Origin of the sequence: Myroides sp. N17-2, assembly GCF_002286775.1 — a bacterium.
GTDB lineage: Bacteria > Bacteroidota > Bacteroidia > Flavobacteriales > Flavobacteriaceae > Flavobacterium.
Map to the genome: position 1 here is coordinate 1 of NZ_NSGJ01000014.1, position 18510 is coordinate 18510.

19 protein-coding genes, 1 tRNA gene and 1 pseudogene are annotated in these 18510 nt (G+C 33.9%); 12 read left to right on the forward strand and 9 right to left on the reverse strand.

The window, feature by feature from the left end; all coding sequences use genetic code 11:
- Positions 1-95, forward strand: a pseudogene (locus CF599_RS19810) (transposase); the annotation flags it as partial.
- A gap of 161 nt (positions 96-256) precedes the next feature.
- Here the strand turns inward: CF599_RS19810 and CF599_RS07635 are convergent.
- Positions 257-330, reverse strand: a tRNA-Met gene (locus tag CF599_RS07635).
- A gap of 386 nt (positions 331-716) precedes the next feature.
- Here CF599_RS07635 and CF599_RS07640 point away from each other — a divergent pair.
- Positions 717-1364, forward strand: a complete 648-nt coding sequence (locus CF599_RS07640) for a DedA family protein (protein WP_121965448.1) — start codon at positions 717-719, stop codon at positions 1362-1364.
- A 32-nt stretch (positions 1365-1396) separates the two neighbouring features.
- Here CF599_RS07640 and CF599_RS07645 read toward each other — a convergent pair whose 3' ends face one another.
- The gene (locus CF599_RS07645; protein WP_121965449.1) at positions 1397-2305 is read right to left on the reverse strand and encodes a LysR family transcriptional regulator; all 909 of its coding nucleotides are present in this window, start codon (positions 2303-2305) and stop codon (positions 1397-1399) included.
- Between the two features lie 94 nt (positions 2306-2399).
- On the opposite strand from CF599_RS07645, the gene CF599_RS07650 reads away from it, so the two are divergent.
- Positions 2400-3005 (forward strand): NAD(P)H-dependent oxidoreductase, encoded by a 606-nt coding sequence (locus CF599_RS07650; RefSeq protein WP_121965450.1) that lies wholly within the window; start codon positions 2400-2402, stop codon positions 3003-3005.
- Between the two features lie 67 nt (positions 3006-3072).
- Here the strand turns inward: CF599_RS07650 and CF599_RS07655 are convergent, their stop codons facing one another.
- The 6 genes from CF599_RS07655 to CF599_RS07680 form a co-directional block, all read right to left on the reverse strand.
- Positions 3073-4101 carry an endonuclease I family protein gene (locus tag CF599_RS07655; protein ID WP_121965451.1) on the reverse strand — a complete coding sequence of 343 codons (1029 nt, stop codon included), beginning with the start codon at positions 4099-4101 and terminating at the stop codon, positions 3073-3075.
- Between the two features lie 321 nt (positions 4102-4422).
- Positions 4423-5349 (reverse strand): endonuclease I family protein, encoded by a 927-nt coding sequence (locus CF599_RS07660; protein WP_254050256.1) that lies wholly within the window; start codon positions 5347-5349, stop codon positions 4423-4425.
- 95 nt (positions 5350-5444) lie between these two features.
- Positions 5445-6656 (reverse strand): RsmB/NOP family class I SAM-dependent RNA methyltransferase, encoded by a 1212-nt coding sequence (locus CF599_RS07665; RefSeq protein WP_121965453.1) that lies wholly within the window; start codon positions 6654-6656, stop codon positions 5445-5447.
- Positions 6657-6952: 296 nt separating this feature from the next.
- Positions 6953-7384, reverse strand: coding sequence for a hypothetical protein (locus tag CF599_RS07670; RefSeq protein ID WP_121965528.1), 432 nt, complete (start codon positions 7382-7384; stop codon positions 6953-6955).
- Between the two features lie 4 nt (positions 7385-7388).
- A complete protein-coding gene (locus CF599_RS07675) occupies positions 7389-7802 on the reverse strand; it encodes a hypothetical protein (RefSeq protein ID WP_121965454.1) in 414 nt (137 codons plus the stop codon).
- Positions 7803-7846: 44 nt separating this feature from the next.
- The gene (locus tag CF599_RS07680; protein WP_121965455.1) at positions 7847-8389 is read right to left on the reverse strand and encodes an RNA polymerase sigma factor; all 543 of its coding nucleotides are present in this window, start codon (positions 8387-8389) and stop codon (positions 7847-7849) included.
- An 89-nt stretch (positions 8390-8478) separates the two neighbouring features.
- Here CF599_RS07680 and CF599_RS07685 point away from each other — a divergent pair, with 89 nt between their 5' ends.
- From CF599_RS07685 to CF599_RS07710, 7 genes are all read left to right on the forward strand, one after another.
- The gene (locus CF599_RS07685; protein WP_121965456.1) at positions 8479-9135 is read left to right on the forward strand and encodes an HAD family phosphatase; all 657 of its coding nucleotides are present in this window, start codon (positions 8479-8481) and stop codon (positions 9133-9135) included.
- Positions 9136-9288: 153 nt separating this feature from the next.
- Positions 9289-9804, forward strand: coding sequence for a DUF2892 domain-containing protein (locus CF599_RS07690; RefSeq protein WP_121965457.1), 516 nt, complete (start codon positions 9289-9291; stop codon positions 9802-9804).
- A gap of 726 nt (positions 9805-10530) precedes the next feature.
- Complete coding sequence (locus tag CF599_RS07695; RefSeq protein WP_121965458.1) at positions 10531-11076, forward strand: TetR/AcrR family transcriptional regulator; 546 nt, start codon at positions 10531-10533, stop codon at positions 11074-11076.
- 54 nt (positions 11077-11130) lie between these two features.
- On the forward strand, positions 11131-12372 hold the full coding sequence (fabF, locus tag CF599_RS07700) for a beta-ketoacyl-ACP synthase II (protein WP_121965459.1): 1242 nt from the start codon (positions 11131-11133) through the stop codon (positions 12370-12372).
- A 299-nt stretch (positions 12373-12671) separates the two neighbouring features.
- Entirely contained in the window at positions 12672-13214 is a 543-nt protein-coding gene (locus CF599_RS07705) for a hypothetical protein (RefSeq protein WP_121965460.1), read from the forward strand.
- Positions 13207-13356 (forward strand): hypothetical protein, encoded by a 150-nt coding sequence (locus CF599_RS19500; protein ID WP_158221773.1) that lies wholly within the window; start codon positions 13207-13209, stop codon positions 13354-13356. The genes CF599_RS07705 and CF599_RS19500 overlap by 8 nt, the downstream gene beginning before the upstream one ends.
- Complete coding sequence (locus CF599_RS07710) at positions 13343-13729, forward strand: hypothetical protein (RefSeq protein WP_121965461.1); 387 nt, start codon at positions 13343-13345, stop codon at positions 13727-13729. Before CF599_RS19500 ends, CF599_RS07710 begins: the two co-directional genes overlap by 14 nt.
- 442 nt (positions 13730-14171) lie before the next feature.
- Here the strand turns inward: CF599_RS07710 and CF599_RS07715 are convergent, their stop codons facing one another.
- Positions 14172-15764, reverse strand: a complete 1593-nt coding sequence (locus tag CF599_RS07715; protein ID WP_121965462.1) for a peptide chain release factor 3 — start codon at positions 15762-15764, stop codon at positions 14172-14174.
- Positions 15765-16113: 349 nt separating this feature from the next.
- On the opposite strand from CF599_RS07715, the gene CF599_RS07720 reads away from it, so the two are divergent.
- A complete protein-coding gene (locus CF599_RS07720) occupies positions 16114-16983 on the forward strand; it encodes a hypothetical protein (protein ID WP_121965463.1) in 870 nt (289 codons plus the stop codon).
- Positions 16970-18343: a peptidylprolyl isomerase gene (locus tag CF599_RS07725; protein ID WP_121965529.1), complete on the forward strand. Its 1374-nt coding sequence runs from the start codon at positions 16970-16972 to the stop codon at positions 18341-18343. Before CF599_RS07720 ends, CF599_RS07725 begins: the two co-directional genes overlap by 14 nt.
- Positions 18344-18510: the final 167 nt, after the last annotated feature.

An 18510-nucleotide genomic window follows, 5' to 3' on the forward strand; every position in this document is an offset into this window, starting at 1 on the left:
CATTTAATGCCAAAATTAAAGCATTCAGGGCTCAATTTAGAGGAGTAAGAGATATTGACTTCTTCTTATACAGATTGACTAAACTTTATGCATAAACACAACTTTTGAGATTGATCCAAGAAACTAAACAAAAACGGATTGACGAAGTTGTGGAAAGTATGCAAAAAAAGCAATTACCAAAACAAATGATATAATGTATCTTTATTGATATAAATAAAAAAAGGACATCTTATAAAGATGTCCTTTTTACCTGTTGTAGCGAAGACGGGAGTTGAACCCGTGACCTCAGGGTTATGAATCCTGCGCTCTAACCAACTGAGCTACCTCGCCATTATTTTAGTTTGCATTACTTCCGTATTGCGAGTGCAAATATAGTAGTATTTATGGGTTCTCCAAATAGTTTTTTAAAGTTATTTGTCAAAATATGCTAGTGTTTTTTTTAAGTCATTTATAATGAAAAGTTTACTGTCTAATATTTTTTTTGAATTTTTTAAAATAATTGTCTTAGGTGTGATGTTTATTGGCATTGTTCCTTTTTTTGCACAAGTTTTCGAGATATGAATTCTTTGATAGTACAGCTAGTTCTGTTGATTATTCGTAAGTTTTTCTGTGATTACTATAAATGGTATAGCTAGTATTTAAAGGTAGAAAAAGAAGATTGTTATTTTTTTGTGAAAACGGTGTAGTAATTTGTTTTGATATCTATCTTTGATACTATGGAACTATTGGATTATCTCTTTCACATTGACAAGTATTTGCATCTTTTTATAGAGCAATACGGAACGTGGTTATACGTTATTTTATTTCTGATCATTTTTGTAGAGACTGGGCTAGTTGTTATGCCTTTCTTACCTGGTGATTCACTTTTATTTGCTACCGGTATGTTAGTAGCTCAGTCAGATGAGCTAAATATAGTCTTAGCTATAGTTATACTTCTAATAGCAGCCATAACAGGTGATTCCCTTAATTACTATCTCGGACGCAAAGTAGGAATGCGTTTGACAGAGATTAGGTTGTTTGGAAAGCAATTGGTAAAAGAAGAGCACTTAGACAAAACACACTCATTTTATGAAAAGTATGGGGAACGCACTATTGTTATCGCTCGCTTTGTTCCTATCGTTAGAACATTAGCGCCTTTTGTAGCAGGTATAGGTAAGATGCGCTATAGTATTTTTATGACGTATAACGTAGTTGGGGGAATAGTATGGGTATTAGGACTAACTCTAGCAGGGTATTTCTTAGGGAATATCCCTTTTGTTAAGGATAATTTCTCTAAGATAGTATTATTGATTATTGTAATCTCTGTTCTACCTATTGTTTACGAGTTTATAAAAGCCAAATTACAGAAAGAAAAAGCAGTATAAACTACTGTATTAGATATATAAAGAATACCACATTATGTTTTAATAGTGTGGTATTCTTGTATAAGTACTTCTTCTACTTGTCTTATTTGATCTTCAAATAGCGTTTTAGAACGTTTAGCTAAGTATAAGTCATTTTCTAATGGTTTATATCCATCCCATAGTTTGACTAGCTTATTCTCACTTAAAGAGTCTTTAGTGATGAGATTAGGCAGTAGACCTAATCCTTTACCAATAGTTAAACAACGTACTATGGAGAATTTGTTCGGTACAATGTAGTTCGCTGTGAATGGAGCTGCATGCCCAAAGTTTATATGCCAAAATGCATTCAGAACATCCATCTCAGTGGCTGTACTATACCATGATTGCTCTATCAGCCATTGTTCTATTGCAGCTTTATCCTTTAATTTCAATAGGTTAAAAGCATTAAGACAAGACTGTTTGCCTGCTACTACTTGATATGTTTCGCGTGCCAAGTGTGTATAGATTATATCCTTATTCATATCCGATTCATTAGTAATGATAAGATCTAAAAATCCTTTCTTAAGTTGTTCTTTTAAGTAGCTTGATTTGCCAAACTGTATGATTATATTAAAGTCAAATGTAGGTATGTTATGTTCTAGTGTCTGTTGAAATGTTTCTTCACACATTCCTATCGTTATCGTTATTCTATCTTGCCCCGCTTTTTTCTTAAACTTAGTTTCTACGTCTTCTAAATGGCTGATAGATGGGAGTATTTGTTGATAGAGTAACTTGCCCCTTTCTGTAGGTAGCATTCTACGTGGTGTGCGTTCAAATAAAGCAAATCCTGTGTAAGCTTCTAAAGAGTTAATATGCAGACTTACACCTGGTTGTGTGAGGTATAGTTCTTTAGCAGCTCCACTTAAAGTGCCAATTTCATAGATAGCTTTAAAGGTTCTAAACCATTCTAAATTTGCTTTCATGTATAAGTGTAGTTATATATAGTACAAAGTTATATAATTTTTAATTGAATACTGTGTGATTTAACTTTGCAGTATAAAATTTAGATAAAAGAATATGAAAAAAGTATTTGTAATAAATGGAGGGCAAGTTTTTACGCACTCAAAAGGGCAATTTAATGCTACATTAGTTGAATTAGATATTGAAACACTGAGAGATAAACACAATCTTGAGGTGAGGGTTACTGATATTAATGAAGAATATGACTTACAGACAGAGGTAGACAACTTCGTATGGGCAGATTTAATCATTTATCATGTGCCAGTGTGGTGGTTTGGTTTGCCACATGGATTAAAAGAATACCTTGATAAGGTCTTGACACACGGGCATCGCAATGGGTTGTATTACAGTGATGGGCGTAAGAACGAAAGTCCTAATCTTAACTATGGTAGAGGAGGTTCATTATTAGGAAGAAAATACATGATAACTTCTTCTTGGAATGCACCTAAGACTGCCTTTACTTTAAAAGGAGAGTTTTTTAATCAAACGAGTGTTGATGAGGGAGTGTTGTTTGGGTTGCACAGAATGAATAGTTTCTTGTCATTAGAAACAGTAGAAGGAATGCACTTCTATGATATTGAGAAGAATGGAACAGAGGAAAAAATAGCGTTATATAAACAGCAGTATAAGGATCATTTAGATAGAGTAGTAGAGTCAATCTAATAACAATAAAAGGCTAGTGAGATTAAAGTTTCACTAGCCTTTTATTATAATGTTTATTTAACGCAGGTTATTTACCCCAGTTATTAACTGGTTTAGGACCTCCCCAAATGCGGTATGCTAATTCAGGGTTATCGATAAATGGGTTACGGTTACCTTGTGAATATTTATAAACAGGGTTATTAGGATTTCCGTGATATTCATTACGTCTTTTCTCTATCTCGGATACTTTATCTTCAGCATTCCATTTTAAGAATAGATCTATCATTTCATCACTTAATAGACCATTTTTGCTATCAATAGGCATACCAGCTTTACTAGCTTTAGTATATCCACCACCATTCTCATTCTCATAGCGTATGTGCATGTACATCATCATACGAGCTACATCTCCTCTCCATTCATCGCCAGGATACCAGTATTCTTTACCTACTGTCTTAGAATTTCCAGTACCATCTACAAATTTTCTGTTACTTCTAGAAGAGTTAGTTGATCTATTTATGGCACGTAAGTGATGTGCGTCATGCCCTGCTATATCTTCTATAGCTGTTGGTTTATCTTCTGAGTATGTTGTGTTTAATGCTTTTTGATTTTTTGGTTTATCTACAGCAAGGGCTTTTGCGAATACGTGTTCACGTTCCCATAATGAAGTTACTGGTAGTGAAGAGGTATTATTGTTCTTATGTTCTTTATTGACTGATCTTTTCTTGGTGATATCGTCTTTTGCATCTCTATCAGGCCAAGAGTATATCTGAAGAACATTGTCTTTATTTTCTGGATCTTCATCTGTGAACTCTGAAGCGAACCATATACCAGGTGTGTAACTTTGTGGCTTGTGTGTTTCTTTTACCAGTTTAGCGAGTTGTTTTTTTAACTGCATACCATCTTTAGTAAAGTCTACCTTAGCATAGTATTGTAGATAAGCAGCAGGTATAGCATAATCTCCTGTATTTCCTACGATATTTTCTTCTTCAGGATCCTCGGGTTTTGGTTTAGTACCCCCGTCAGGTTTTTCTGTTGGTTCTGTAATAATAGGATCTTTAGTACACGATGTCGCAAAGATCGTTACTCCCATTAATAATAGTAATGTTTTTCTCATGTCTGTTAAGTGTGTTTTTATTATTCTGTTTCTGTGATAGAATAACAGTATAAAACGATTATTCTAATAAGTACAAGGTACGTATTATAAGAGTTTTGAGTCAATATTGTCGTAAAGAATGAGAATAATGGATTGCGAAGGTTAAAAAACTAGGCTTCCCTATTTCGTATTAAGTTATTATTGTATTTAAGTCTTTTTTTATAATTATTTAAGGTGATTATTGCATAGTAGTATAGGGTATTTTTGACATTTTATAGCATTAAAAAAGGGACAATCTGTCAGATTGCCCCTTTTAGTATAAGTTTTAATGTTAACTAGAAACTATTTAGTCCATAGGTTTTTAGCTGGTGTACCACCCCAAATTTGTGTTGCTAAATAAGGGTTATCGATAAACGGGTTACGATTACCTTGAGCGTAAGTGTTTGAACTATTACCATGGTATTCGTTTCTCTTTCTTTCGATTTCATCCACTGGATCAGCAGCATTCCATTCTAATAGTAAATCAATCATATTGGAATCTTTACTATTCTTTTGACCAACAGCTACATTAGAAGGAAGACATCTTTCTCCATATCTTACATACATATATAGCATCATACGAGCTACATCTCCTTTCCAGTCATCACCTGGGTACCAGTTCGCCCCTACAGGTTTAGAGAATCCATTACCAGCAGCGAATGGTTTATTCCCTCTGTCAGCATTCCATTTAACATCAGCAGGGCGTAAGTGATGAGCATCTGCTCCAGGGCCTGCTTCTCCTAGATTTGGTGTTCCTAGTGATTTAGCATAAGTATGTTCTCTGTTCCACTGTCCTTGTCCACCCCCATTATTATTCTTACCTCTTGTGAAAGCAGTGTTACCAGTAGTTTGACCTTTATGACCATATAGTAAGTAAACATTATTACCATCAGGCGTTAAATCAGTAGCTTTAGCAGCATCCCATATCTGTCCATAAGATAAAGTTCTCTTGTGTTTATCTGTAGTTACCTTAGTTAATTCCGCTTTTAATGCCATACCTACTTTAGTAAAGTCAACTCCAGTGTAGTATGCTTTTTGATCACTTGGGATAGTGAAGTCTCCTGGTTTAGTAGGCTCTATGGGTTTTACAGGTTCTGTTGGGTCTACAGGTTTAACCGGTGGAATAGGCTTCTCAGTAGTTGGGGGAGTAGCCTCTGTAATAATAGGGTCTTTACTACATCCAGAGAATGACAGTAAGAATGACGCTATTGTTACTAATAACATTTTCATTTTCATGATTTAAAGTGTGTTTCTAAAAGTGTTTTATAAGTAAAAGCCTGTTTAATTAAAAACAGGCTTTGGGTATTTTTATTTAAAACAGAGAACTAGTTCTTCTGTAATAAGGCCATATAGAATCCGTCAAATCCAGACTCACTAGCTAATATCTTGTGATCTTCTACTAATTTAAAGTCTTTACCAGCTTCTGAACTTAAGAATTTAGCGATTTGGTGCTCATTCTCAGAAGGTAAGATAGAACAAGTAGCATATACCATTTTTCCACCTGGTTTAAGTATTTTAGAATAATCTTGTAATACTTGCTCTTGTACTTGTTTTATTTCTTCTACGAACTCAGGTCTAAGTTTCCACTTGCTATCAGGATTTCTCTTCAGTACTCCTAATCCACTACATGGTGCATCGATTAATACACGATCAGCTTTCTCATGAAGTTTTTTGATTGTCTTAGTTCCTTCGATGATACGGTATTCGATATTGAATGCTCCGTTTCTTTTCGCTCTAATCTTAAGCTGTTTTTGTTTACTTTCGTAAATATCCATAGCGATGATCTGTCCCTTATTTTCCATAAGAGAAGCAATGTGTAATGTCTTACCACCAGCACCAGCACATGTATCTACTACACGCATACCAGGCTGTACATCTAATAATCTCGCTACTCGTTGTGAAGAAGCATCTTGAACCTCAAAGAATCCTTGTTTAAAAACGTCAGTCATAAATACGTTCGCTCTTTCTTTTAGGATTAAGGCATCCGGGTATTCTTCTGGCATAATAGTCTCTATATCTAGATCCATTAGTATACCATATAGTTTTTGTCTTGTAGTCTTTAAAGTATTTACACGCAAGATCACGCTAGCTTGTTTATTCTGAGCAGCAAGTTCTTTTGTCCATTTCTCTTCACCTAATTCTTTAACTCCTAATTCATCCATCCAGTCTGGAATAGACTCTCTGTATTTTCTAGTTTTAGTAAGTTCGTCAAATCTTCCTTTGATACGACGTTCTGGTGTATTCTCAAAGTATTTCCAATCTGGTAATTTATACCCTCTAAGTACAGCCCAAACAGCGAAGATTCTCCATGCATCATCTCTGTTGATAGGATCTTTTACTTCAGCTATCTCTGCGTATAATCTTCTCCATCTCACGATTTCATAGATAGTTTCAGCTACGAATTTTCTATCAGCGCTTCCCCAGCGTTTATCTTTTTTCAATGCTCTAGCTACCATTTTATCAGCATATTCTCCATCGTTGAATATTGCTAAAAGAGAGTCGATAACTGTAAATACAAGGTTTCTGTGTAATCTCATTATTATATATATAAATATAGCCCACAAATATACGTCGATTTGCGGGCTTTATAGGTATTGATTAATATTATTTTAAGTTAAACCCTAAATCAGTGTTAGCCAAATACTACAAAGTAATTCTACTTCATAGTTCTTTCATTAGCTCTAAAACCATACTATATACCGTGCTATAGCTGGCTCTTCGTTTTAAAATAGTCCATAGGACTATTTTATACTCAGCCCTGTCACTAATTCAGATCTATCTTGTATAATTTCTTTTCGTTTATCTGTTTATCAATGATTTAGGGTTAAATAGGTTACTTCTTGTCTTTATATTTTTTTAGAAGCTTGCGATTAAAGTCGTCTTCAGCCTTCTTTAAGACTAGAATATTCTTTTCACCGATGATCTTTTTAGCATCTTCGATAAACTTAACTCTAGTAGAGGAATAGCTCTCTTCGAAGTCTATTAGTTCTTGTACTTTTTTGCTTGTTTCCCTGTCGCTTAGTTTGCTTAAGTCTTCGATATCAGTGTTCTTGATATATCTGAATATATCTGTATGACGTAGTTCTGACATTTTTTTGTCATAAGTGATATAGATAGGTAAGAACTTATCTGCCTGATCGCTGCTTAGTTTTAGCTCGGAAGTAATATGAGCTACTTTTAGCGAACGTATCTGATCATGATTATCTTGTGCATAAATTAGCGTACTACACACTAGGGCTAGTATAATACTTAAGAGGTGTTTCATTGTGTTATTCATTTAAGTAATATTCGATATCAATATGTGATAGCAAATAATGATCTAATTGTGATTGTTGTATTTCTATATTTTCTTCTAGATCTTTGATATCCTCCTCATTAAGCGAATTGATAATCTCGTTATTTAATGAATAAGATTGGTTGTATTCTAGATAAGTTTCTATATTCTCGTTGTTGATTTGGTTGTTCTTTTCAGTTTTATAAACTGCGCTAATACCTACAAAAAGTGTAAGACAAGCCACTGCTACCATCCATACAAATTTGTTTCTGTATAATGGGATAACTTTTGGAGTAGGAGTTGTATTCTCTACAGCAGAGAGTACTCTATTCTCTAAATTAGCAAAGTAATCCTCAGGTACTTTAAATACTTGTTTAGGACTCTTATTATTTAAAAGTTTATTTTCCATTTTTATTCTCCTTTCTTACTTAGACGATTAATTGTACTAAAGGTTTAATTTGATTCTAAAAAAAGTTCTATTTTTTTGACTGCGTGGTGATAAGAAGCTTTAAGTGCTCCTACGCTAGTATCTAATATTTCAGAGATAGATTGATAATCTAAGTCTTCATAATACCTCATTTTAAAGACGAGTTGTTGCTTCTGAGGAAGTGTTGCTATGGCTTTTTGAAGTAGTAATTCTGCCTCATCTCCATCGAATAGGCTATCAGCTTCTAGTTGACTGACTAGATATTCACCTATTTCGCCATCTAAGAGGTTGTGCTTTTTGCTTTTTTGTTTCAAGAAATCTAATGCTTGATTAGTAGCAATGCGATACATCCAAGAGAACAATTGACTGTTGCCCTTAAAGGTATCTATGTTTTGATATATCTTAATGAATGCCTCTTGAAGTACATCGTCCGTGTCATCGTGATTAAGTACTAATGTACGGATGTGCATATATAGTCTCTCTTTATAAGTAGAGATTAGTTCACGAAATGCTTCATGCTTTGTATCGCTATTTTGTAATCGAGTTAAAAGTGAGATTTCGTTAGACAAGAGTTAGGTTGTTTTTTTACTGAGAAAAGTAAATGTATATAATTAAAGTCGTTTTTTTGATATAAAGACCTTATTTTTGTCTTAAAAAAATGGTCAAGACAGTTATATTTGATATGGATGGTGTTATCGTGGATACTGAGCCAGTACACCGCTACGCTTATCATACACACTTTAAAGAATTAGGAATAGACGTGTCTGAGCATGTTTATAATTCGTTCACAGGGCACTCTACTAAGAATACCTATGAGCGTCTTAAAGAATTATATGACGTAAAAGGAGAGGTACAATCACTTGTATTGAGAAAGAGAGCTTTGTTTAACGAATCGTTTGATACCAAACCCGATTTAGAATTAATAGAGGGTGTACGTGAACTTATAGAAGGATTACACGCTAAAGGAATTGAACTTATCGTGGGATCTTCTGCTTCTAAGAGTACGATAGATAGAGTATTCACTCGCTTCGGATTATATCCTTTCTTTACCCACATCGTAAGTGGCGAAGATTTGCCTAAGTCTAAACCTGATCCGACTATCTTCTTAAAAGCTGCGTCATTAGCTAAGCACAATGCTGTTGAAGATTGTATGGTGATAGAGGATAGTACTAATGGTATTAAGGCGGCTAATGCTGCTGATATTAGAGTGATCGGATATAAAAGTGCTAACTCAAAACAACAAGATTATACAGGGGCAAACCATATAGTACACGACTTTAGAGATATAGACGCAGATTATATAATTAATTTATAGTCTATAGTATAGATTAAGTATTCGATAAGGGAGGAGTTAAGAGTATTATAGTAATTTTAGAATGTAAGGTTCTTTATTTTGACTTTGTTTTATTTTTATAATGGTCAGAATTTATTAACTTTGCGTTCTTTATAATAAAAGTATATTAAGTAGATGTTTCATAGATATATTAAATTAGGTATCGCTGCAGTATTATTTGCAGTTTCGATTTGGCAATTTGTAGAAGGTAATATCGGTAACGGTATTTTCTTATTATTCCTTATTTCATTAGTAATATTACTTTACTATAAAAACGAGTTTATCCTATTAGCGTTTTTAAAGCTTAGAAAACAAGACTTTGACGGAGCGAAGAAATGGTTAGATAAAATCAAAAATCCTGACACAGCATTAGTGCGTAAACAGAATGGTTACTATAATTACCTATTGGGTATTATGTGTTCACAGACTAACTTAAACGCTTCTGAAAAGTATATGAAGAAAGCAATAGAGTTAGGTCTTAATATGGATCAGGACTTAGCTATGGCTAAATTACAGTTAGCTGGTATTGCAATGACTAAAAGAAGAAAATTAGAAGCAACGAAGTTATTAAGCGAAGCACAGAAGCTAGATAAACAAGGAGCTCTAAAAGATCAAGTAAAAATGATGAAACAACAAATGAAGAAAATCTAATTTCAACATTTGTTATATAAGTATAAAGCTACACTACGGTGTAGCTTTTTTTTGTGCCATACTTTAGGCTCTGTTGTTATGATTAATACTAGTGTAATTTATTTACCCTGTGTGAAGTAGTTATTTTTTTACTTATATTTGTGAAGTAGTAATTATATGAATTATCTACTTTTTTTGACCAATCTTCTAGGTCAGTTTATGTGAAAATTCCGCAATTTATTCTTAGAGCTATATAAAAGGCATCTTTATGCACTTTTATTCCGAGTGAGTCCATAGTGAGTCCATAATGAGTCCATAGTGAGTCCATTAAAATGAGCTTTTTAATAGTGTCACTATGCTCTCACAATGTTGTCAGTATACATTCATATGAATGGAGATAGGAACAACTTTAGCAGAGGTTAGTAATAAGGCGGTTTTGGATTTAGATAGGGTAAAATAACTTTAATCCTCATGAGTTAGGATCGTTGATTTCTAGTAGAATAGAAATTATTTGGTGAGTGCAAGTTACAACTTTAAAGTGATTAAATAAGTGGGTGTAGTAAGAAAATGGAATTGATTACAGAGATTGACCGTTATAGTTTTTTTGATTCTATGTTGTTGTATACTAGATTTTTGAAGACTAATTTTCTGATGAATTTATCTGTTGAATAGTAATGTTAGAAATGGAATGAAATATTTTTTGATAGTTACCTACTAGTAAGTAGGTAAAGTTTATATCTTTGTACGATGAAAGATACAAGAACAGACATAGTCAATATAGCGGATGAATTAATTAGAACTAAGGGATATAATGCGTTTAGTTATACTGATATTTCGACTAGACTGAATATCAAGAATGCGTCTATACATTATCACTTTCCTACCAAATCAGATTTAGGAGTAGAAGTTATTAAGTCTACTATAGAGCAATTTAAGGTAGTGACGGACTCGTGGAATAAAATGGATAGTCGTACTCAGTTTAAAAAGTTCGTGACTATGCATGACAAGACCAATAAGAAACATTGGTTATGTTTAATGGGAGCGCTGTCATCATCTGTGGATACTTTATCTGATGATATGAAGAAGGAATTAAAAAAGATGGCAAATACCATTTTAGATTATTTGACAGATTTATTAGCGAAGGGTAAGGAAGAGGGAGTATTCTCTTTTGATACTGACGCTAAGACTAAGGCGTATCTAGTACAGTCTTCTTTATTAGCCTCTCTATTATTAGATAATGTCATGGGAGATAAGACATATAAGATTATTCAAAACGGAGTGTTAGAGATATAAATTTTTTTACGCATAATACCTACCTAGTAGTAGGTAGAAATAAAAACAACAAATATGAAAAGAGTAGTGATAACTGGAATGGGCGTAGTCGCTCCTCTAGGAAATAATGTAAAGACTTTTTGGGACAATGTAGTTGCTGGTAAAAGTGGAGCTGTGCCAATAAGCAAGTTTGACACCACACTGTTTAAAACGAAGTTTGCCTGTGAGGTAAGTGATTTTAATGCAAAGGAGTATCTTGATGCAACAGAAATTAAGCGATCTGACTTATTCACACAGTATGCTTTATACAGTGCTGCTATGGCAATAGAAGACTCAGGTATATCTGCAGAGTTATATTCTCCATTTGATATAGGTGTGATTTTGGGGACAGGACAAGGAGGATTAACGACATTCGAAAGTGAAGTGAAAGAGTACGTGAAGAATAATTATAACCCTCGGTTTAATCCATTCTTAGTACCTAAGATGATACCGAATATGGCAAGTGGGATGATTGCGATGAAGCACGGATTTATGGGGATTAACTACTGTGCTGTGTCAGCCTGTGCGACTTCTAATACCGTGATTATGGATGCGTTTAATTATATTCGATTAGGTAAGGCAAAAGCAATGATAGCAGGTGGCTCTGAAGCTCCTATATTAGAGACTTCGATAGGAGGATTTAATGCGATGAAGGCTATGTCTACTCGTAATGAGGACTATACTACGGCCTCTAGACCATATGATATGGGGAGAGATGGTTTCGTGATGGGAGAAGGTGGAGGTGCTTTAGTTCTCGAGGAGTACGAATCTGCTAAAAAACGAGGGGCGAAGATCTACTGTGAGATAGTAGGAGCAGCTATGACAGCTGATGCGTATCATATCACCTCTCCGTTACCTGAGGGGGAAGCAGCGGCTTATGGGATGAAGTTGGCTTTAGAGGAAGCCCAGTTATCACCTTATCAAGTGGACTATCTTAACCCGCATGCGACATCTACCCCTGTAGGTGATCTATGTGAAATCAAAGCAATACAATCTGTATTTGGAGATAATCCATCTAACTTACACATCAGTGCTACCAAATCTATGACGGGACATTTATTAGGCGGTGCAGGAGCGATAGAAGCTATTCTCTCTATCAAGTCTATCACGGATAATATCATCCCACCGACTATCAATATAGAAAACCTCGATCCGAGTATCCCTAATGGTATTCATATCGTACAGAAAGAGGCGATACAGCATACAGTCAACGTAGCGATGAGCAACTCATTCGGATTCGGAGGACATAATGCCATCGTCATCTTTAAGAAAGTATAAGTATTAAAAACGCTTAAGATCTACTCTTAAGCGTTTTTTATTGCTTAAAATCTATTGTACTTCAGTTTATTAGGGGTTTAGGGTGTTTTATAGTTGTTGGGATTTTAGTATATTAGAGGTGGGTATGTATATCACAGACTACAAGTCTGCAAGAGCGTAGAATTGTGGTTATTATGTGGATGTGGTTTGTTGACAAACATGTCACGTCCTGTTGGCACACAATGGTAGGGGGGGAACTTTACGCCCACATAAAACATCGTTAGATGATTTTATATATACTAATCTAAAATATTTAAAAGATGAATAGGAAAGAGTTTAATATTAAGGCGTCTATACTCAATGTATGGGGGTTTTTATTATTGATGTTTATTAGCTTAAATATAGCTTTGTTAATAGGTAGTATTGTTATTACATATAATATGGTAGCACGCGTTATTCTTATGGGGGCAATTTGTCAAGTAGTAGTATATATAGGAGCTTACCTTACGAAGTTTGATTTAAAGATTATATTAGATGCAAGCAATGTGTATATCTATAAAAATAATAAGTTGCTGCATTCTAAAGCAATAGTTGAGATAGAAAAATTAGTAGGAGGTGATATATTGGACGATGAAAAGAATATGGGACAGTTGAGTTTTGTCTTCTGTGATGGGAATAAATTCTCGTTCAGTAATAAGCTATCTACTAGGAGCAAAAATTTAGAACAATCTTTTTTGGTGAAATCTATTGTGCGATACTTTATTAAAGAATATGATTTTATACAACAAGATCATTATACTAAGCTAGGTAAGAGTAAATATCTATTCGTATATTCTAATTCAAAATATATAAAAGATGAGTAGTTATTTGTATGAAGGAAATCATGTAATCTGCACCCATTATGTAGGGACAGGCTATCGAAAACTACAGATAGATATTGATTATCGTACACAGTCTTCAGTTTTATTAGTAGAAGTAGATATTGTTATTGATGAAGAAATTTGAAATTGTAGAAAAGCTTGAAAATATCTCAAAAGCAATCTTAGCTAATGAAGATAATTTTAGTCAGGTAGATGATTTATTGGATGATAGAGATAATGATGTCTTCTCGACTCAATGGATGGTAGAGTTTGATAATGTAGAGAAACTCAAGGTGTCTAGTGAATCTTTGGGGGTAGATGACGCTCTTTTAGAAAGGATATTTAAAGATGTATTTAGTAAGTCAAGTAGTTCTGAATTAGCCTCTTATGTTTCTGATGATTTTGGGTTATTAATAGATGCTGTAAGCGTAGGATACGAAAGTAAGTGGCTTACTGCTTTATGGGATAGTTATGTGGTAGGGGTAATTCCTGGAGGAGAAATAGATATGCAGCGGTAGGGGGAATCAATATATATAATATATATTGTGGATTTTCGTATGAGATGCTTCATTCTTCAGCATGATAAGGATCGTCGTTACTGTGTGGATATGCACGTCACGGACTACAAGTCCGCGACAGCGTAGGTATTGTGGATATTGTGTGGATGTTGTTTGTCGGCATGTATATCACGTTCTGTTGGCATACTACGGTAGGGGCGTAATACTTTACGCCCACATAAAACATCGTTAGATGTTTTTCTTTCAACATGATGTGGATTGTGATTACTGTATTTGACACGCAATGTATTGCGTCTCTACTTGATACGTATTGTGATTGCTGTGGGTGACACGCAATGTATTGCGTCTCTACTTGATGCGGATTGTGGTTACCTAATTCAGATATAAAAAAAAATCGCTTAAGAACTAACTTAAGCGATTTTGTACTATATAGTATTTAAGACTATTTAATTTCTTCTGATGTGAATCCTAACTTCACAGTTGGGAATTTACTTTGTGTCATTTGGATAGAGAATTCACTATCTGCTAAGAACACTAATTGACCTGATTTATCGAAGGCTAAGAATTTTTGTTTAATACGTTTAAATTCTTTGAACTCTTCGTTTTTAGGATCTTCAGGACGTACCCAACATGCTTTATATGCAGGGAAGTTCTCATATGTACACTTCGCTCCATACTCATGCTCTAAACGGTATTGGATAACCTCATACTGAAGTGCACCAACAGTTCCAATTACTTTACGTCCATTCATTTCAAGCGTAAATAACTGTGCTACTCCTTCATCCATTAACTGATCGATACCTTTCTCTAATTGTTTAGATTTCATAGGATCAGCGTTATTGATATAACGGAAGTGCTCAGGTGAGAAACTTGGTATACCTGTGAATTGCATTATTTCTCCTTCAGTCAGTGTATCACCGATCTTAAAGTTACCTGTGTCATGTAGACCTACGATGTCTCCTGCATAAGAGATATCGACGATCTCTTTTCTCTCTGCAAAGAAAGCATTCGGACTAGAGAACTTAAGTTTCTTACCTTGTCTTACATGTAAGTAAGGTGTATTTCTTTCAAATGTTCCAGATACAATCTTGATAAACGCTAAACGGTCTCTGTGTTTAGGGTCCATATTCGCGTGAATCTTGAATACAAATCCTGAGAACGTATTCTCTTTAGGATCGATTATTCTAGTAGAAGATTCTTTAGGACGTGGAGAAGGTGCTATTTGAACGAAACAATCTAATAGTTCACGTACCCCAAAGTTATTTAAGGCTGAACCAAAAAATACAGGTTGTAATGTACCGTTAATATATTCATCTCTATTAAATTCAGGATAAATTCCTTCTATTATTTCTAACTCATCACGTAATGTAGCAGCAGGTTTTGCTCCAACGATACTATCTAATTCAGGAGAACTAAGGTCAGAGATACTAATGGTCTCATCAATATTCTTACGGCTATCTTCACTAAATAGGTTGATATTCTTCTCCCAAATGTTATATATACCTTTAAAGTCATACCCCATACCGATAGGGAAACTTAAAGGCGTTACTCTTAGTTGTAATTTTTGTTCTACTTCGTCCATAAGTTCGAAAGCATCACGCCCTTCACGGTCAAGTTTATTGATAAACACGATCATCGGGATGTTACGCATTCTACATACTTCGACTAGTTTTTCTGTTTGCTCTTCGACCCCTTTTGCTACGTCTATAACTACGATAACGCTATCTACAGCAGTAAGTGTTCTAAAAGTATCTTCAGCGAAGTCCTTGTGACCAGGTGTATCAAGGATGTTAATCTTTTTATCTTTATAGTTAAATGCAAGAACTGAAGTCGCAACAGAAATACCACGTTGGCGTTCAATCTCCATAAAATCGGAAGTAGCTCCTTTCTTAATCTTATTGTTTTTTACTGCACCAGCTTCTTGAATCGCTCCACCAAAAAGAAGTAACTTCTCAGTTAATGTTGTCTTACCAGCATCAGGGTGAGCAATTACACCAAATGTACGTCTACGATCTATTTCCTTTAAAAAACTCATTCTTAAAAATTTTAAGGTACAAAAGTACTTATATTTTGTTGAATTAAAAGGAGTTTTCTACAGATTTAAGGTATTATAGAGTAGTTGCATATTTAGTGTATAAACCTTGTATGTATATACAAATGCAATAATTAAGGAGATAAAGTAGTTATCATACCTAGTATAAATGAGAAGAATATTATCAATACTTCGTTAATATGTAGTTTTATTTTCTGAAAGTATTTGTATTATTGTGTGTTGGATGTAAAATGTAGAATATATAAATTGATATAGTATCTACTTTTATGCTTTATATGTACGTATAAAATAAGTATTTTTGGAGAATGATTGATCAAGATAGTATAGAGATATGAAGAAAAATCATTTAGTAGGAGCATTATTGATTGGCGTTTTGAGTCTAAGTATTGTGACGTCTTGTGATCGTGCAGGGGGATCTAAACCTAAGGACGGCGCTGCAGCAAGAGTGAATGATGTATATTTAGATAAAGATGATGTATTAAGCTTGGTGCCTTCTAATGCAGATAAGGAAGATAGTTTAGCCATCGTTACTCGATATATAGATAAGTGGGCAACTAAGAATCTATTAATCGAAGCAGCAGAGTTTAATCTATCTAAAGATAAAAAAGCGGAGATAGATAAATTAGTAGATCAGTTTAAGAGTGACTTATTGATAAAGGATTATCTAGAGAAGTTAGTTCAGAAGAATATTGATACACTTATTAATGATAAGGATTTAAAAGTATATTACGATAAGTACAAGGGGAATTTCTTAGTAGAAGATATGTTGGTGAAGATGTCTTATGCAAATGTATTAAAAGAAAATAGTAACTATAATACCATCAAAAGATACTTTAGTTCGGCTCGAAAAGAAGATCATGCTAAGCTAGAATCGATGTCATTACATATGAAATCATATGCGTTAAATGATTCTATATGGGTGGATGTGAAACAGATATATGAGAAACTTCCGTTCCTAAATAGTAGTAATAAAGATAATTACTTAAAAAACAATAGCTTTTTTGAGGTAGAAGAAGAAAATAGTACTTATTTTGTAAAAGTGAATACGGTTTTATCAAGAGGTAGTGTTATCCCTTTTGATTATTTAAAGAAATCATTAAAGATGATGGTGCTTAATGACCGTAAAATGGAATTATTAAAACAATACGAAGAAGATATATTAAAGGATGCTAAAAAAAATAATAGATATGAAGTTTTTTAATAAGAAGGTAATGTTGGCTTTAGGGTTAGCTCTTTCTTTTGTAGGTTTTGCACAAGGGCAAGCTAAACAGGGTAGAAAAATAGATGGAGTAGTAGGAGTAGTAGGAGATTACATTATCTTAGAATCAGAAATTGACAAGACGTTGTTAGAGCTTAAGTCTCAGCGTATACCAGTTGGAGATTTGTCAAGATGTGATTTGTTTGAAAAATTATTAGAAGACAAACTTTTTGCTAATCAGGCAATATTAGATAGTTTACCAGTAACAGATGCTGAGGTGACATCTTTTATGAATGATCAGATTAACAGAATGGTAGAGGAAGTAGGGTCTATGAATAAGATACTTCAGTTCTATAATAAAAAGAACGAAGAAGAATTACGTGAGACACTTTTTGATATCGTTAAACAAAATAAACTGACTCAAAATATGCAACAGCATATCGTAGAGAAAGTAACGATCACTCCAGAAGAAGTACGTTCATTCTTTAATGAGATTCCAAAAGATCAATTGCCTACTGTAGGTGATGAGGTTGAGATAGCTGAGATAGTTATAAAACCAGAGATCTCTAAAGAACAAAAACAAAAAGTAATAGATCGTCTTAAGGAGATGAAACAAGACGTATTAGTGAATGGAGCAAGCTTCTTTAGTAAGGCTGTATTATTCACTGACGATAGAGCATCTGCTAGTAATGGAGGATTTTATTCTATTAATAAGAAGACACAATTCGTTAAAGAGTTTAAAGAGGTAGCGTTTAACTTAGCTGAAGGAGAAATATCTGAGCCATTCGAAACTGAATTTGGTTTTCATATTATCTATTTAGAGAAGATTCGCGGACAACAATTAGACTTAAGACATATTCTTTTAGTTCCTAAGCCTACAGAAGAGGCTGTAGTAGAGGCTAAGAAGAAAATAGATGCTATCCGTGAGAAGATAGTTAATAAAGAAATTAGCTTTGCAGATGCAGCAGCAGCTTCTTCTGATAATAAAGATACTAAGTTTAATAATGGTGTGATGAAAGATCCTAGATCACTAGATCCACGTTTTGAACTTAATAATATGGAAGATAGAGAGCTATACTTCTTAGTGTCTAATTTAAAAGAGGGAGAAGTATCTCCAGCAGCTTTAAAGAATGATGCTCAAAAACAAGAGAAGTACTACCGTATCGTAACAATCAATAAGAAATATGCAGAGCATAAAATAGACTTTGCAGAGGATTATACGAAGGTTAAGAACATGGCTCTAAACAAAAAACAAGGTATCGAAGTTGAAAAATGGGTATCTAAGAAGATAATAGATGCTTATGTTAACATTCAAGGTGAATTTCGCGATTGTAAATTTCGTAATAATTGGCTGAAAAAATAAGAATATAATAATCTGAAAGATTGAAAACGACATTTTAGCAATAGGCTAGAATGTCGTTTTTTTTATGTTTATGGACTATTTGTTGCAATATGATATTTTAAGCATTAAAAAATAAATAATTTCAGAAAAGAGTAGCCTGTTTATTAAAACTATTGAGTTTTATTCAG

What these genes read in the sequence shown, in the direction of transcription:
- fabF (WP_121965459.1), top strand. Translation starts at nt 11,131, where the DNA reads ATGAAAAGAGTAGTGATAACTGGAATGGGCGTAGTCGCTCCTCTAGGA.
- CF599_RS07720 (WP_121965463.1), top strand. Translation starts at nt 16,114, where the DNA reads ATGAAGAAAAATCATTTAGTAGGAGCATTATTGATTGGCGTTTTGAGT.
- CF599_RS07705 (WP_121965460.1), top strand. Translation starts at nt 12,672, where the DNA reads ATGAATAGGAAAGAGTTTAATATTAAGGCGTCTATACTCAATGTATGG.
- CF599_RS07710 (WP_121965461.1), top strand. Translation starts at nt 13,343, where the DNA reads ATGAAGAAATTTGAAATTGTAGAAAAGCTTGAAAATATCTCAAAAGCA.
- CF599_RS07670 (WP_121965528.1), bottom strand. Translation starts at nt 7,384, where the DNA reads ATGAAACACCTCTTAAGTATTATACTAGCCCTAGTGTGTAGTACGCTA.
- CF599_RS07645 (WP_121965449.1), bottom strand. Translation starts at nt 2,305, where the DNA reads ATGAAAGCAAATTTAGAATGGTTTAGAACCTTTAAAGCTATCTATGAA.
- CF599_RS07675 (WP_121965454.1), bottom strand. Translation starts at nt 7,802, where the DNA reads ATGGAAAATAAACTTTTAAATAATAAGAGTCCTAAACAAGTATTTAAA.
- CF599_RS07650 (WP_121965450.1), top strand. Translation starts at nt 2,400, where the DNA reads ATGAAAAAAGTATTTGTAATAAATGGAGGGCAAGTTTTTACGCACTCA.
- CF599_RS07665 (WP_121965453.1), bottom strand. Translation starts at nt 6,656, where the DNA reads ATGAGATTACACAGAAACCTTGTATTTACAGTTATCGACTCTCTTTTA.
- CF599_RS07685 (WP_121965456.1), top strand. Translation starts at nt 8,479, where the DNA reads ATGGTCAAGACAGTTATATTTGATATGGATGGTGTTATCGTGGATACT.
- CF599_RS07660 (WP_254050256.1), bottom strand. Translation starts at nt 5,349, where the DNA reads ATGAAAATGTTATTAGTAACAATAGCGTCATTCTTACTGTCATTCTCT.
- CF599_RS07690 (WP_121965457.1), top strand. Translation starts at nt 9,289, where the DNA reads ATGTTTCATAGATATATTAAATTAGGTATCGCTGCAGTATTATTTGCA.
- CF599_RS07655 (WP_121965451.1), bottom strand. Translation starts at nt 4,101, where the DNA reads ATGAGAAAAACATTACTATTATTAATGGGAGTAACGATCTTTGCGACA.
- CF599_RS07640 (WP_121965448.1), top strand. Translation starts at nt 717, where the DNA reads ATGGAACTATTGGATTATCTCTTTCACATTGACAAGTATTTGCATCTT.
- CF599_RS07695 (WP_121965458.1), top strand. Translation starts at nt 10,531, where the DNA reads ATGAAAGATACAAGAACAGACATAGTCAATATAGCGGATGAATTAATT.
- CF599_RS19500 (WP_158221773.1), top strand. Translation starts at nt 13,207, where the DNA reads ATGAGTAGTTATTTGTATGAAGGAAATCATGTAATCTGCACCCATTAT.
- CF599_RS07715 (WP_121965462.1), bottom strand. Translation starts at nt 15,764, where the DNA reads ATGAGTTTTTTAAAGGAAATAGATCGTAGACGTACATTTGGTGTAATT.
- CF599_RS07725 (WP_121965529.1), top strand. Translation starts at nt 16,970, where the DNA reads ATGAAGTTTTTTAATAAGAAGGTAATGTTGGCTTTAGGGTTAGCTCTT.